This window comes from Phocaeicola sp. HCN-6420 (assembly GCF_037890145.1).
Taxonomy (GTDB): domain Bacteria; phylum Bacteroidota; class Bacteroidia; order Bacteroidales; family Bacteroidaceae; genus Phocaeicola.
On the sequence record NZ_JBBKBJ010000001.1, the window covers coordinates 303,369 to 318,897 of the forward strand.

Genomic DNA, 15,529 nt, shown 5'->3' on the forward strand with positions numbered 1-15,529 from the left:
ATTATGGATTGGACCCTGCTACAGTCACTATGGGACTGGCTTCTTCCTGCCGGATGGCTGGCTACGGTCATTGCCTGGTGGCGTGACAGGAAAGTATACCAGGTCCGTGCAGTAAAAGAAACCGAAGGCACTTACAAGGCTCTGTATGATGACCTCAGTGCCACGGTATTGGAACTAAGCAAACAACTACGGAAACAAAACGAACGGAATATCAATCATGAAACGGCTTTACGAAAACTGCATACTTGCAAGTATGCTGACCGCTGTCCTGTCATTATCTTCCTGCGCCAGCAGCAGAAAGGCCAGCTCGGAAACCGTCCGCTCGGACAGCCTCCGAACGAGCGTAACCGAGCAAACAACTTACGAGCCGGTCCCGAAGAGGACGGCGACCTGCTCGGTGAGTGCGGAGCAGTGGCTGAACCTGAGTAAGCTTCCTGCCGGATTCGGGCTGAGCTATCGGAACGACGGTCTGAGTATTGACATACAATCGGACGGAGAAGGTGGCGTGAACGTCACGGCAACAGCCGACAGCACAGGAAGACAGGTGACCGTGACTCGTACGGAAACCGACCACCGCATCCGTGATGAAACTGTGAACAGTGAAGTAAAGGAAACACGCCCCGCAGCCCAGGGATGGCTGACAGGAACAGCCCTGACCCTGCTGGGAATTATCCTTATTTGGCAACTGATTAAATATCATTTAAGCAAACATTAAAAACGACAAAATTATGGCAGATAAAAGCAACGGACTGATGTATGGTGTGGCCGCCGTAAAGTTCAAGACACCGGAAGGCGAGGAAAAGACGTTGGGCTGGCTGGATGAAAATGGGATGCAGCCGGCAGGAAATGCGCCTACCTTTATGGATGTGATGGCCGCACAGGTAACAGACGGACCCGTAGACAGCATCATGACCAATCCGGGAAGCGATGCATTCACGATGAACCTCATCAAGCTGGATGCACAAAGCATGGTCGATGTATTCGGTGGAAAGAAAGAAAAGGATGATTCTTATACTCCTCCGGTTAAGTTTGTAGCAAACGGTGTGCTGACAATATCCATGCATTCCGGACACAGCTTCCGCATATTCAATGCCCGTCTGAGCCGTAACGGCTTCCAGAACGGAATCAATATGCAGAATGTACTGGCAATGGGTATCCGTGTGGACATGCTGAAACCTACAGACGGAAAAGACAGACGCTACCGTACTTATCCTCCCGGTGTAACCCCGGATGAAAGTGATGCAACCGCAGATGCAGCAGGATGATGAAGACACAGGATATAGAACTGCTGGCAGGCATCTCCCTCAGTGACGGGGGAATCAGCCTGCCGCTTCATACGGTACTGCGGAAACATCCGTTCCGCATCACGATGAAGATACCTACCACACGCAGTCTGCTACGTGTCAGCAAACGTTACCTGCGCATCGGCGTTACTCCGGAAGAATATGATGCATATAATCTGGACCAGCGAATCCGGTTTGTCTACCTGCATGGGAAGGATATCAGCCGGATAGTGGCATACGGGATTGTTCGAGGACCGATACTGGGAAGGTTACTTAACCGCCCGGTGGCATGGATGCTTCGGGAACTGATGACACCCGATGAACTTTCCTCCGCCTGGCGACAGATACTGAACAGTACATCTACCACGTCTTTCGGGATTATTATCGCATCGGCAGCAGCACTGAACAAGATGCAGCCCTTAGCGAGCCGGAACGAGAGCGCAAACGAAACGAGGAGTTAAAGAAGGGACATACGGAACCTTCGCATAGCCTTTTCGGCGTGATAGGTCAGCTGGCCACAGAAACAGGTTGGAGCATTGACTACATTTTGGACAAAGTAAACGTTGTAACCCTGCAAATGATGATGGCAGACATGCCGCACTGGGTTCCACCGCAAAAGCCGGACATGATGCAGCAGATCCGTGAAATGGAGGAACGGGAGAAACAAAGAAACAGTCACAAACAAACAGAAAATTTAAATGCGACAAAGGGAATGAACCCGATGGAGTTCTTTACCCACTATGCGGTCAAGGACTGATTATTTATTTTTTATCATTAATTCATTGAAATCATGGCAGTACCTGTACAGCTCGAAATATTCATGAAAGACCTTACCAAAGCCGGATTACAGTCGGTTGGTAAAAATGTGGATGATGTGGAAACTCAGACTCGACAACTGATTTCTGCATTGCAGCAGGTAATTGCCGCACAAAAGAAACAACTTGAAGTAAATAAGGCTGCAGGTCTTAGCTATACTCAGGAGGCCGCCAACATCCAAGCTCTTACCGGACAAGTACGCGGACTGGAAGCTGGACTGAACAGCCTGAAAAAAGCAAAGGAAGAAACTGCAAAAACGCAGGCAATTGACATCGACACCGAAGCCGTTACCCGCAAGACCAACAATTTGAAAACGCAGTTCAGCCAGGTAGCTAGAGAGCTGCCTTCACTTGCCATGGGACCGCAGATGTTTATCCTCGCTATTTCCAACAACCTTCCTATGCTGGCAGATGCCATTGCCGATGTGCGCAAGCAGAACGAACTTCTGGCCGCATCCGGACAAAAGGGTGTGCCTGTATGGAAACAGCTGGCTGGTGCAGTATTCTCATGGCAGACGGCGCTGGTAGCCGCTATATCGCTGGGTATTGTGTTTGGAAAGGATATTGCGAACTGGGTAAAAGAGCTTATCAACGGGAAAAAAGCTATTGACAACAATAAAGAGGCTTTGGAAAATTATAAAAAGGCCATGCTTGATTCTCAGCAGGCAGCACAGGAAGAGATTGTGCAACTGAACTTACTATATCAGGCTGCTGTAGACAGTTCCAAAGGTATGAATGAACGCATATCAGCAGTAAAGGAGCTGAAAAAAGAATTTCCTCAATACTTCAAGAATCTTAGTGATGAAGAGGTGTTAGTGGGAAAAGCTGCTGACAAATACAATGAACTTGCCACAGCTATTATGGCATCAGCAAAAGCGCAAGCTGCAAAAGAGACACTGATTAAGAACAGTAAGGAAATACTGGATCTTGAATCAAAAATAACGGAAGAATACAAAAAACAAGAACTTAACGAGGTTAAAAGGACGGAGGCTGTAGGCAAGTTGAAGGAAGGACAAAATAGAACATTCCTTCCTGTAAGCAATGATGTAATTGATGCTGTAAACCGAGATTATGACAGATTCTTCAATCAGAGCGAAGAAAAGATTACTGAATGGAGAAAGAAAATATATGATTTGACCAAGTTTAATAAAAGCTTGGAAGATCAGGTAAACATAGAAGACCTTCTTTTTGAATCAAACGGAGGAGGTGGCGAAACCGGTACAGGTTCCGGAAAGACCGACTACGCTTCCCAGCTGGCGGATGCACGCGTAAAAGCACAACAAACCACAGAGAAACTCCGTATTCAGATCATGCAGGAAGGTATCGCCAAACGAAAGGCTTTGGCAAAACAGGAGTATGATGAACAGCTAGCTGATATCGACAAGCAGGAACGGGACACGATTGCCAAAATGGATAAGGCACGAAAGCAAGGTGACAACATCCCACAGAGTCAATATGATGAAGTGAAAACGGAAGCGGATGAACAAAGGCTTTTAGCGGAAAAAATATTAGCGGAAAAGATATACCAGATCAATAAAGAATATCTGGATAAGACACTGGACGCTGAAATAGAATATAACAAACAATATGGGACCTGGCAGGAAAAAAGAGAGGCTGTAGCTTTGGAGTATACTAAAAAAATTGCCTTGGCACAAACTGAAGCCGAAAAGAAGCTTTTAAAAGAAAAAGGGAAAGAAGCTGTTGCCGCTGTAGATTTTGAGGAGTTTAAGGAAAGTATCAATTGGGAATTGATTTTTGGAAATCTTGACAAGGTAGCGAAACAAGAGTTGCAGAAATTACGCGCACAACTGGAACAATTCCGCCAGTCGCCGGAATATAAAAACATGGCGATTGATGAGCGTAAGGTCTTGGATGAAGCCTTAAATGAAATCCAGCAGAATATAATTGAGAAAGGCGGATTGCTTGGAAATTTGCCGGAGCAGTTACAGGTATTGGCAGAGGCACAGAATGAGTTGGAAAAGGCACAGTCGGAATACAATAAATCCCTTATTTTGGGGACAGAAGCAGAGAAAGAAGCGGCTTTGAAGAAAAGAAATCAGGCTCAGGCTAATGTCGTCAACGCTCAGGCTAATGTTAACGCGGCCGCTGATCTGACCGGACAAAGATTCTCTAAAGTTACAGACAGTATGATTCGACTTAGCGAAGCAAGAAGTGACCTCTCCCAACTAGGAAATTCTATCGGGACACTGATAGACGCGTTTTCTGACGCAGACTCGAAAATAGGCGGTATAGTAGGTTCTATTATCGGAGTTTTGGAGCAGTTGGGAGATCAGGGAATATCCGGCTTTGTCGGAGGCATATTGGAGAATGTCAGTAATTTGGCCGGACATATGTGGGATACAATTGGAAGCTTTTTTGGAGTAAAAGGGCTTGGAGGTATTTTTTACGGCGCGGATTATTCTGAATATGAAAATATGAAATCTCAATATGAAACCTTGTCGGACATTTGGGATGAGCTGATAGACAAGAAACAACAATATATCGATATCAGTTATGGAGAAGAAGCGGAAAAAGCTTATCAGGAATCAGTTAACCTGCTGAATCAGAAAATGCAGCAGGCATATGCTCTTGCTGAAGCACGTAAATCTGCCGGCAGCAGTATGGGCTCTCATAGCATCGCATATCGGCAAAACCGAGATTTGGGTGGATATGCCTCAGAATTATATAAGTATGTAAATCAGAATGGTAACTATAATGATATAACTAACGCTTTGTTGGGGGCGTCAGCCGATCAGTTACGTAATGTCCGTGATAACATGTGGGCATTTTGGGCTGGACTGGACGCTGAATTCCGTAATGCCTTGGAACAGATTATCGCCTGTGATGACCAGATTGATGATTTGGGTGAAAAAATGAATGAAGTGATGACAGGTGTTGATTTCAGCAGCTTCCAAAACAGCTTTGTAGATATGCTGAATGATCTGGATTCTACCAGCCAGGATTTTGCTGACAACTTTGAAAAGTATTTGCAGAATGCAGTATTCTCATCACTTATTGCAAACAAATACAAGTCAAGGATTGAGGCTTTATACAAAGATTGGACCGAGAAAGCGGATGGCGGTTTAACTACTGATGAAGTAAATAAGCTCAGACAAGATTATCAGAATATAATAAACGATATGTTGGCAGAACGGGAGCAGATTATGAACAGTTTCGGCTGGGAAAGCTCATCCTCCGGTAGTAGCCAGTCGCCCGGAAGCGGTGCGCTGACTACAATGAGCCAGGACAGCATATCTACCTTTGAGGCAATAGGAAGAAACATGCAGACGCATCTGGCCAATACAGACAAATTCGTACAGGAAATCCGTAACACACAGAAACTGGATAGCCAGACGCTCGCAACCATAGCATCGCATACGGCATACATTGTGCTGATATACGACTTGATGGAAGACTTGAAGTTGAACGGAATACAGTTGAAATAATATGGACTTGACAGGATACCTTACAATCAACGAAACAGACGTATGGACGGAATACGGTGCGTTCCTTGGCGAAACGGAAGCGGGCGGACATGTGAACATGGACGCTTTGCTCCGTATGCCCAAGGCGAAGGACATTACCACAGTAGACTTCCGCGAACGGAACGGAGTGGAGTTGCCTCAGAACCCGAACGTGAAGCTGAACAGCATCGAACGTACCTTGCAGTTCTTTCTTCGCGGGAACTCGAAAGATGACCGGCTGGACAAGTACCAGCGCATGATGACGCTGATCACGTCCGGAATGCTTGCCATCGCCGTAAAGAATTACCGAACCTACAATATGGTATATCAGGATATGCCGGCAGAACCGGACTGGTACGAAAGCTACGAAGGCAACCGTTTCTATGTGCTGTTCTCCGTAAAGTTCCTGGAGCCGCAGCCTTCCGTTTAGAAATTGATTAAATATAGATAAATGACGATAAAATGGAACTGAAAATATACGATAAAGCAAATAACCTTCGACTGACAGCCAGCCCGAACACTTCTTCTTCTGTCACAGAAGAGATTGGCGGGGAATGCAGCGTATCTGCATCGTTCACACACACGGAATACATTCCGCTGGATGTAGATGATTACATAGAACTTGAAGGCGTGCGTTATAAAGTAAAGTCCCGTTATCGTCCAAAACAAAAGAACACACAGACTTACGAATACAGCGTGAAGTTCTATGCGCCGATACACGATGCGGAAGACACGCTGATGCTGTTCCAGGAAGGCGGAACCACCTCTGAATTCAGTTACGACGGTGGTCCGCGCGAACACCTTCAGCTTTGGATTGATAACATGAACCGCCGTGCAGGCGGAAATCTGTGGAGCATCGGAACAGTGATTACCGCAGATAACAAGACTATTGATTATCGGAATGTGAAGTGCTGGGACGCGGCTTTCGGCAGCAACGGCATCGCCGCCACATTCGAAACGGAAATGTGGGCGGACGGTTATGCGATAAATCTCTGCAAGGCAGAACGCGGCGAAATGGTAGAGCTTGGCTACCTTCAGGGGCTTACCAATCTGGCACAGGAAGATAACGGGGAAGTGAAATTCTTTACCCGTCTGTTCCCGCTGGGCAGCACACGTAATATTGACGCGACAAAATACGGATATTCCCGTCTGCAACTTCCTGATAGATCTATATATGTAGACAAGAACGTCGACCTGTACGGAGTGAAGGAAGAAACGGAAGAAACAGCCTTCTCGGAGATATACCCCAAATACATCGGTACTGTTTCCTCTGTACGTACGGAAGAGAAAACCAGCGAGGAGGGACGGAAGTACACCGTATATTACTTCAAGGACAACGGTATGAACTGGAATCCGAAAGACTACGAGATTCCGGATCTGGACTACATGTTGAAATTTCAGACAGGCGAGCTGGCAGGGCGTGGAACTGACGGCTCTTTCCAGGCTGCGTGGCACGAAGACACAAGGGAGTGGGAAATCATCAACGTGTATCCAGATGATACGACTCAGATTCCGGGCGGTGCAATTATCCCCCAGCCGGGCGACCAGTATATTCCCTGGAACTTCGCCATGCCGCAGGAATACATCACCGAGGCAGAACAGGAATACAAGCAGGCTGTAGATGATTATCTTAATACTTATAGTTTCGATCCGAACAAGTACACAGGCACCACTGATCGAAACTACATCGAGAAGAACCATACCCCACTCCACATCGGATGGAATGTGCGCCTACTATCGGACCAGTATTTCGGAGCCATCGGCGGATACAAGGACACCCGTATTACGAAAGTGCAGCGCAAGCTGAATGACTTGTGCCAGGCTACGATTACCTGTTCGGATGAAGTCGGTACAGGATGGAAGTCTTCTGTAGATAACTCTTTGGATTCATTAAGGTATGAGGTGGCCAAACAGGCAGAACAATATGTGTATGATATAATCAAATCTTTTGAGACAAAAACTCCTAGTGACAATAATGTCTTTTCTGCATTAAAGTCATTGAAAACACTTCTTCGTAAGGACCAGTCTGATAGCACAAATTTTCTGCTAAAGTTACTGGGAGGAGCAGAGTTTGGAGTGTTTGCTTCTGGAATTTCCGGAGCAAATATCGATGCGCAAGGCGCAGCAGAATTACTCTCACTGGTATTGCGTGGTGCGTTGACGATAGGAGAATATAAAAAAGGCTTGAAAGGAGCCAATATTGACGAACAGGGTGTTGCAGATTTACTTTCTATACTTGTACGAAGCGGAATAGAATCAGCTAATTTCTCTACTGGTGCGTTAGGGGCTGGATTCTGTCTGAAGAAAGACGAAAACGGTGACAGTTATCTGGAGGTAGACCGTATGCTTGTCAGAAAGGTAGCCACATTTATTCGGTTGCTTATACAACAGATAAAGCATGTTGGCGGTCAGATTATTCTGACTCCGGCATCTATGTCTTGCGTTAAGATAGAGGATAAAGGAGATTTCTATCGTTGCTATTTTGAGAACACGGACGGAGAAAGAACAATAGAGCAGGAATTTGTTGTCGGTGACTTGGCAAGGGCACAGACTTTTAACGTTAAGGAAGGTGTTAATGAGAACGTCACTAATACCTACTATTGGCGTGCTGTTGTAGGAACAGGAGATAACTATATAGACCTTTCTAAAACCGATTGCGATACAGGTTCTACTGAACCTAAGGCTGGCGATGATATCGTACAGTTGGGTAATAAGTCTGATGCTACACGTCAGGCAGCTATTATCTTGTCTGCATACGGCAATGATGCACCGTATTTTAAATTGTATCGTGGTATCAATTCCTATTCTTTGGACGGAAAAGAATTTGCTTCATTTTCTCGTTCGGAAGTAATGATTATTGCCGATGCTATAAAATTTAGTTCGGGAGAAAGCGTAAAGGACTATATCGACAACGCAGTAGGGGAAGTCAATACAAAAGTAGACGATGCTATATCTGATTTATCTGAAAACATTTCATTTGTAAATCAGTTATCTAAGGATTTAGAAGCTGTTAAAAACCAAATAGACGGTGCTATTGAAACATGGTTTTATGAACCAGTTCCTACATTAAGTAACGAGCCTGCTGTAAATTGGACTACAAACGAAGACAAGAACGTACATTTAGGCGACTTGTATTATGACGGAAACGGAAAGGCTTATCGTTTCCAGATGTCAGACACTTCTTATGTATGGCAGGTAATAACCGATTCTGATATCACAAAAGCTTTGGCTGACGCTAAAAAAGCGCAGGACACGGCAGATGGAAAGAGAAGGGTATTTGTGACTACCCCGTCTAATGCCTCGGTGTATGATATTGGAGATTTGTGGGTTAATGCTACATACGGAAGCTACAAGAATGATTTGCTTCGATGCAAGACTGCCAAACAAGCAAATGCTCAGTTTTCTATTGAGCACTGGGAACTTGCTTCTAAGTATACGGATGATACTAAGGCAAATCAGGCTCAGGCTGCGGCAGATGCAGCTAAACAAGCAGCTGATAGTGCACAGCAGACAGCCAATAACGCCGTTCAAAGCGCGGCAACTGCAAACGCCTTATTGTCTGATATAGCAAATGACAACAAGCTGACTGCTCAGGAAAAGCAGGAAACAAAAAAAGAATGGGATATTATTGTTTCTGAAAAGCCTAAAAACAATGCAAGTGCTGACAAGTACGGAGTAAGCAGGACTGCTTACGATACGGCTTATAATACGCTAAGTGCTTATATAACACCGTTGCTTTCAAGTCTTTCAACAACAAGTAATATATCAGGAGCTGCATTCAGAAGCAAGTTTAAGGATTACTACGATGCTCGCACCGATTTATTGAACGCTATATCAGCAAAGGCTAAATCCCTTGCAGATGCTGCACAACAAACCGCAGATGCGGCACAAGAAAAGGCTAATCAGGCAATAAAGGATGCTGCCAACGCAAAAGCGGCAGCAGACAATGCACAAAGTGATGCTGATGAAGCTAAGAGCCGATTAGATAGTTGGGCTTCTGACGGTTCTATTTCTCCAACAGAAAAGCAGTCATTGAAAGAAGAAATAGCTAGAATTGACGCAGACAAGACACAGATTGCAAACGGATATAGTAAGTACAATCTAGGTACTCCTACAAATTACAACAATGCACACACGACTTATCGTGCTGTGTTGGTAACTCTTACGGCTTCATCTCCTGAAACAATTGCTATTCCTTCTGATTTTGCTACAAAGCAGACAACGTATTATACACAGAGAACAAATGCTTTAACCGCTATCTCAAATGCGGCACGTGATTATGCGCAAGGTATAGCCAACGATTTAAGTTCTTATAAGAAAACGGTAAGTTCACAGTTTGAGCAGACCAACAACAGTATTACTGCTGCTGTAACTTCTTCTAAAGAATACACCAATAATGCTATTAATAATATTCAGATTGGTGGAACTAACTTATTTAAAAATACAAAAGGAGGCGGTGTTTGGTATGCTAATAATTGGGGAACAGGAAAATATTCTCTAGATAATCAATTTGCAAATAGTGGTAATATAGGAGGTCAAAAAGTAGAAACAGTAGTAAAAGTTACAAAAACGCAAAACGGAACTAGTGATATAAAAACAGCATCATCATGTTATTCTAATATATCAAAAAATGCAATAAAAGATAAAGTTATTGCTGTTTCTTTTTATGCAAAGGCTGATGATAGCATAGACTTAGATATGACATTAACAAATCCTGCTAATCAAGGAAATTCTTCAGCAGTTACTAGCAAAAAAAGAACTATTTCAAATGTTTGGGATAAGTATGTAATTTATTATAAAGTTTATCCAAATCCAAGTCGTGATGGTCTTGTATTATTTTTTAGTCTTAGCACAATAAATGTAAATGTATACCTAGCTTTACTAAAAGTAGAAATAAGTGATAAGGCAACTGATTGGTCACCTGCTCCTGAAGATGCAGAAAACGCTTTGACTGAATACAAAAAAGAGGTAACATCACAATTCAGTGTATTAGAAGGTGAAATTAATAGTAAGGTTTCTTCTACTGAAATTACTACTATTAAGCAGGAAATAATTAATACTGCTGCGAGCGATGCAACCAAAAAGGCGAATGATGCAAAGACTTCAGCAATAAGTACTGCCTCTGCTGACGCAACTTCCAAGGCAAATAAGGCAAAGCAGGACGCTATATCTACTGCTGCTACAGATGCTACCAACAAGGCAAATAAGGCTAAGAATGATGCTATAACAACAGCCGGACAAAATGCAGACAAGAAGTACGCAACGATTACGACTGTAAAATCTATGCAGACAGTCATAGAACAGCACTCAGAAAAATTATTGCTAAAAGCCGAAAAGACAGAAGTTACAGCCGTTCAGAACAACCTGAATCAGACTAATAACAATTTGTCAGCGCTGACTACACGTGTAAGCAAAGCAGAAGTCGCGTTACGACCGGATAATATTTGGATTGGTATTTCTTCTAAGGTTACAAGTGTGAGCAAGATAACCAACATTGTTCCTGACAGTTGCTTCGATGATGCTAATTATAGCTTGCTTTATACCGGAGGTTCACGAGTTAGTGCGGCAACTGCCAACAATAGTTGTCCTACAAGTTATTGTATGAAGTCTACTCAACGTGATGTACAAGCTAAAAATTATGTTTCTGTTGCCGAAGGAGAGAAATATTACATTTCTGCGTATGTAAATGCTCAATTAGCTAATCATACTGTAACAGTTGGTCTTATACTAAAAAAATCCGACGGTACTACAAGCTGGCATAATAATGGTTCTTCTGTTGCAGCTAAAACTAGCGGATGGCGAAAACTATCAGGTTATATTACAATTCCCGCTGGATATACAAAAGCCGGTATTTGGTTTCAAATTGATGGGGGTTCAAACTTTGGTTCGGCATACTTCACCAAAGTATATGCCTACAAAGTAGATGAATCTGTTAATCAAAACTATGCTCTATTGACTAGTACAGAAAAGAAGCTGACTACATTTAGCAATATAAGCAATCAAACATGGAGCGTTTATAATATAACAGGACTTAAAAAAGGAGATATAATTACAGTTTCTTTTGAGTATGAGGCAAGCAATCTTAATTTTAACACCACAACAGAACATACAGCAAAAATAAATTGCCAATTTGGTCCTTTGTACGGATGGGCTGGTACTACTTTTGATTTAAGATCTAATGGTTCAGGTAAATACATATCAAAACCTATAACTATTGGTGGCACAGCAACCGAAACAAATGAAACTAATATCTTCTTTAGATTAGATTACATTTCTTCTGTACTACAAAACGGAAGCCCGATAGGTTACTTCCGTGTTTGGAATCTCAAAGTCGAAAAAGGAGAAAGGTCAACACCGTGGAGTGCTGCACCTAGCGATTATTCCACAACAGAAGAGATTAAGACAGGAATTACCGTTAAAGAGAACGCCATAAGTATTTTCGGAAAAGATGTATCTTTACAAGGAAAGATTACATTCAGTTCTCTTAATAGTAGTTTGCAGAGCACAATCAATAATAAAGCTGACTCAGGCGATGTCACTTCTAGTATAAATTCCTCCAAAGAGGATTTAGCTAAAAAGCTTGGTTATGCCAGCTATGCTGATATGGTTTCCGCAGCAACAGCCGGAAATACAATCATTGAGGGAGGACATATTCGTACAAGTCTGATTGAAGCGGATGCTCTTGTAGTAAAAACACTTAATGCCGTAAATGCTAAAGGTATAAATACTTTAGTAGATAAAGAAGGTATAACATTAACGGATTCTTCTACAAAGAATGTTTTATTGAAAACAGAAATTATAGGGACAAGTGCAGCGAGCTATGCAGGTTCGTTAGTTCTTAAAGGAGGATTTAGTTCCGGACGTTTCCAAAAAGCTAATCTTAGTGCTTTTAGCCTTACTATGAGCAGTGATGGTGGTGGAACATTCGACAAGTATAGTATTAATTTATCCCAATATGGTTTACAAGTATTTACCAACAGTAAGGGACTTTCAAGACCTAGAATACTTTGGTGCGGATATATTTCATCTTCGGGAATAATATCGAGAGAGTATGGTAATTATACAAATGTTAGCGTGAGAAGAAATAGTACAGGGACTTATACTGTTACACATAATTTAAATATAAGTGCTTATTATGTGTTAATAACGCCTAAAAGAGATTCGTATTTTCCTATTGCTTGCGTAAAAGAACAAACAAGTACATATTTTAAATACGCCACGGCATATAACGCACCATCAGGTGGAATATATGGGTTAACAGACGGTGATTGTTCTGTATTTATAGCAATAATACATAGCCCTTCTGTTATAAAAGATGCCTGAAATAAATAATTTTTGTATATTTATAAAAACCATTTAATTATGAAAAAACTTAATTTTAAAGCTGTCCCGACAAGGGACATTGAAGGAAACCTGGAGCCTAGAGATATATCAAAAGAACTAGGAAACTTTATTTATCGTGAAACATCAGATTTAGGCGAATTAGATCTCGCCCAGAGGATTTACAAGGAAGGCGAGATTGAAGCCTCCGAAGAAGAAATTGAGATTGTCAGAAAGTATATCAACGGCGGATATAAGGCATTTGTAAAGAAAGCCTTTGAAGAAATGTTATAATGTAATTATGAAAAAGATAAGAATAGGTAAAGATATACACATTATCTGGAAATAAACGATAGGAAGTTGCGTCATGTGCTGGATGCGTTCCTATTCTGTTGCTATGTCGGTTTGCGTTTCTCTGACTTCTGCCAACTTATCCCCGCGAACTTCATTCGAGTAAACGGAAAGAAATGGCTTCACTTCAAATCAATCAAGACAAATGCTATTTAAAAGGATGAGATAAAGATTAAGAATATGTTTTTAACAATAAAAATCACATTTCGTTTTGAGTTAATAAGCGTGAAAATATCACATTTCGTTTTTGGAAATAATCACATTTCGTTTTGAGGCTTGTAAATGATTGATTTCCGCCCGAAAGTACCACCGTACTTCAGGGTAGACAATAAAAAAAGTCCTGAAAACCGGTCAAGTTTTCAGGACTTTCCAACGTTTCGCCTCACGGCCTGGTACACCCTCAGGGATTCGAACCCTGGACCCACTGATTAAGAGTCAGTTGCTCTACCAACTGAGCTAAGAGTGCATCCACTATAAATTGTCAAATTTCCCGCGCAACTTTCTTGAAAGTACACCCTCAGGGATTCGAACCCTGGACCCACTGATTAAGAGTCAGTTGCTCTACCAACTGAGCTAAGAGTGCATTTCCTTTCGTTTGCGGGTGCAAAAATATAACCTTTATTTGAATTGACCAAATAAAATGCAGGTAAATCTTACATTTTTCCTGCATTTTATTTTTGCCATTTTCATAAAACGTTGTTATACAAGCTTATACTCATCTTCATAATAAAGGTACTGCAATGCACTTTGTTTGTATTCGAACAGTTCTTCGGGGCGGAAAAAGCGATTAACCTCTTCGGTTGCCGTCTTGGGAGAGTCGGACGTATGGATAATGTTTTCCTGAGAACTTACACAATAATCCCCACGAATGGTACCGGGAATAGCTACACGACCGTTTGTTGCCCCTGTCATCGAACGCACAATCTGTACGGCATCTACTCCCTCGTAACAGCATACTACTACAGGAGATGCCATCATGGAATCTTTTACACGCTGGAAAAAAGGCTTTCCTGCCAGATGGGCATAGTGTTCGTTCAGTAAATCGTCGGTAAGCTGCATCATTTTCATTCCTGCCAGCCGGAGGCCCTTGCGCTCGAAACGGCTGGTAATTTCGCCGATCAAGCCACGCTGTACGGCAGATGGTTTTAATATAACCAATGTTTTTTCAAGACTCATAGTGTTTTTCCTTTTTTAAGTTTAACGGTTTCAAAGATAAATCTTTCTGTAGGAAAACAAAAATTTTGAGAAGAAAAAAGCCTTCGTGCACGATTTCTGTCGCATTTACCGGCCGCCTTACACCCTCTTTTCAGAATCGTATCTGCATGTTTCGCCGAAAACGTCTCGACGTTTTTTTAAAATTTGTACAAAAAATAAAATCTTTTGTACAAATTTTCCAGCATTCATGCCGACGAAAGATCCATTGCTCCGGCACAAGCTTCGGGAAACATCACAGCACAGATTTTCAACGACAGCCGGATGCGTTCAGACACGTGCAGAGCTCCTTTTCCAGCCTGCTCCGTACCTCGGAGAGATCGACCTCATGCCCCACTTCCCGGGCGATGGACGTTACTCCCTTATCTATAAACCCGCAGGGATGGATGTAACCGAAATAGCGCAAATCGGTATTCACATTCAGGGCAAGTCCGTGCATCGTCACGAAATGACTGCTCCGCACGCCTATCGCACAAATCTTGCGTTCGTCTTTTGTTCCTGCGGCAAGCCACACGCCGGTAGCTCCGGCTACCCTCCCCGCCTCTATGCCATACGAAGCACATACGCGGATGACGGCTTCTTCCAGTGCATGAATGTAGTCTTTCAGTCCCAGATGAAAATCTTCAAGATTCAGTATCGGATAACAGACAAGCTGTCCCGGTCCGTGATAGGTAATATCTCCTCCACGGTCGATATGATACAATTCCGCACCAATCTGCTTCAACTGTTCTTCGCGCAGTAGCATGTTCGTTTCCTTGCCGTGGCGTCCCAGTGTATAGACATGCGGATGTTCACAAAAAATCAAGCGGTTCTCGTAACTGTCGCCACAGGCACGTGCACGCACCAGTTCGTTGAACAATTCTGTCTGACGATCCCACGCTTCACGGTAAGGGACCATACCCCAATATTCTGTTTTCATAGATAGTATTTAAAATGAATTTCTTTGCTTTTATACAAACTTACACATTTTTTGGTTCGGCTCTACGGCTCTTCTGCAAATCTTTATCAAAATGACAGAAAGAACTTTTCTTTTCTCGTGCTTTATTCAAGAACTTGTGCTATATTTGTCGTATCGGAAGATTAA

The 15,529-nt window shown here is 42.8% G+C and carries 11 protein-coding genes, 2 tRNA genes and 1 pseudogene; 10 read left to right on the forward strand and 4 right to left on the reverse strand.

The features are described 5' to 3' along the window. The first annotated feature begins 3 nt into the window (after nucleotides 1-3). The 10 genes and pseudogenes from WKT12_RS01420 to WKT12_RS01465 form a co-directional block, all read left to right on the forward strand. A complete protein-coding gene (locus WKT12_RS01420; protein ID WP_270243219.1) occupies nucleotides 4-429 on the forward strand; it encodes a hypothetical protein in 426 nt (141 codons plus the stop codon). After that, nucleotides 398-715 carry a hypothetical protein gene (locus WKT12_RS01425; RefSeq protein WP_270243218.1) on the forward strand — a complete coding sequence of 106 codons (318 nt, stop codon included), beginning with the start codon at nucleotides 398-400 and terminating at the stop codon, nucleotides 713-715. The genes WKT12_RS01420 and WKT12_RS01425 overlap by 32 nt, the downstream gene beginning before the upstream one ends. Before the next feature lie 13 nt (nucleotides 716-728). After that, entirely contained in the window at nucleotides 729-1,265 is a 537-nt protein-coding gene (locus WKT12_RS01430; RefSeq protein ID WP_270243217.1) for a hypothetical protein, read from the forward strand. Beyond that, nucleotides 1,262-1,744, forward strand: coding sequence for a hypothetical protein (locus WKT12_RS01435; RefSeq protein ID WP_270243216.1), 483 nt, complete (start codon nucleotides 1,262-1,264; stop codon nucleotides 1,742-1,744). The genes WKT12_RS01430 and WKT12_RS01435 overlap by 4 nt, the downstream gene beginning before the upstream one ends. A gap of 38 nt (nucleotides 1,745-1,782) precedes the next feature. Continuing rightward, nucleotides 1,783-2,040 (forward strand): hypothetical protein, encoded by a 258-nt coding sequence (locus WKT12_RS01440; protein WP_270243215.1) that lies wholly within the window; start codon nucleotides 1,783-1,785, stop codon nucleotides 2,038-2,040. Between the two features lie 33 nt (nucleotides 2,041-2,073). After that, nucleotides 2,074-5,544 carry a hypothetical protein gene (locus tag WKT12_RS01445; protein ID WP_302452089.1) on the forward strand — a complete coding sequence of 1,157 codons (3,471 nt, stop codon included), beginning with the start codon at nucleotides 2,074-2,076 and terminating at the stop codon, nucleotides 5,542-5,544. Between the two features lies 1 nt (nucleotide 5,545). After that, nucleotides 5,546-5,992, forward strand: coding sequence for a hypothetical protein (locus tag WKT12_RS01450; protein ID WP_270243213.1), 447 nt, complete (start codon nucleotides 5,546-5,548; stop codon nucleotides 5,990-5,992). Between the two features lie 32 nt (nucleotides 5,993-6,024). After that, nucleotides 6,025-12,885: a hypothetical protein gene (locus tag WKT12_RS01455; RefSeq protein WP_340318562.1), complete on the forward strand. Its 6,861-nt coding sequence runs from the start codon at nucleotides 6,025-6,027 to the stop codon at nucleotides 12,883-12,885. 39 nt (nucleotides 12,886-12,924) lie between these two features. After that, the gene (locus tag WKT12_RS01460) at nucleotides 12,925-13,176 is read left to right on the forward strand and encodes a hypothetical protein (protein ID WP_302452091.1); all 252 of its coding nucleotides are present in this window, start codon (nucleotides 12,925-12,927) and stop codon (nucleotides 13,174-13,176) included. A gap of 66 nt (nucleotides 13,177-13,242) precedes the next feature. Further along, nucleotides 13,243-13,377: pseudogene (locus WKT12_RS01465) on the forward strand (site-specific integrase); the annotation flags it as partial. A gap of 246 nt (nucleotides 13,378-13,623) precedes the next feature. Here the strand turns inward: WKT12_RS01465 and WKT12_RS01470 are convergent. The 4 genes from WKT12_RS01470 to lipB all read right to left on the reverse strand — a co-directional run bounded on the left by WKT12_RS01470 (nucleotide 13,624) and on the right by lipB (nucleotide 15,364). After that, nucleotides 13,624-13,699: transfer RNA gene (locus WKT12_RS01470), tRNA-Lys, on the reverse strand. A gap of 44 nt (nucleotides 13,700-13,743) precedes the next feature. Next, nucleotides 13,744-13,816 (reverse strand) — tRNA-Lys (locus WKT12_RS01475). A gap of 116 nt (nucleotides 13,817-13,932) precedes the next feature. After that, nucleotides 13,933-14,409 carry a nucleoside-diphosphate kinase gene (gene ndk / locus WKT12_RS01480; protein WP_021971556.1) on the reverse strand — a complete coding sequence of 159 codons (477 nt, stop codon included), beginning with the start codon at nucleotides 14,407-14,409 and terminating at the stop codon, nucleotides 13,933-13,935. Between the two features lie 286 nt (nucleotides 14,410-14,695). Continuing rightward, nucleotides 14,696-15,364 (reverse strand): lipoyl(octanoyl) transferase LipB, encoded by a 669-nt coding sequence (gene lipB / locus WKT12_RS01485; protein ID WP_340318563.1) that lies wholly within the window; start codon nucleotides 15,362-15,364, stop codon nucleotides 14,696-14,698. Between the last annotated feature and the right edge of the window lie 165 nt (nucleotides 15,365-15,529).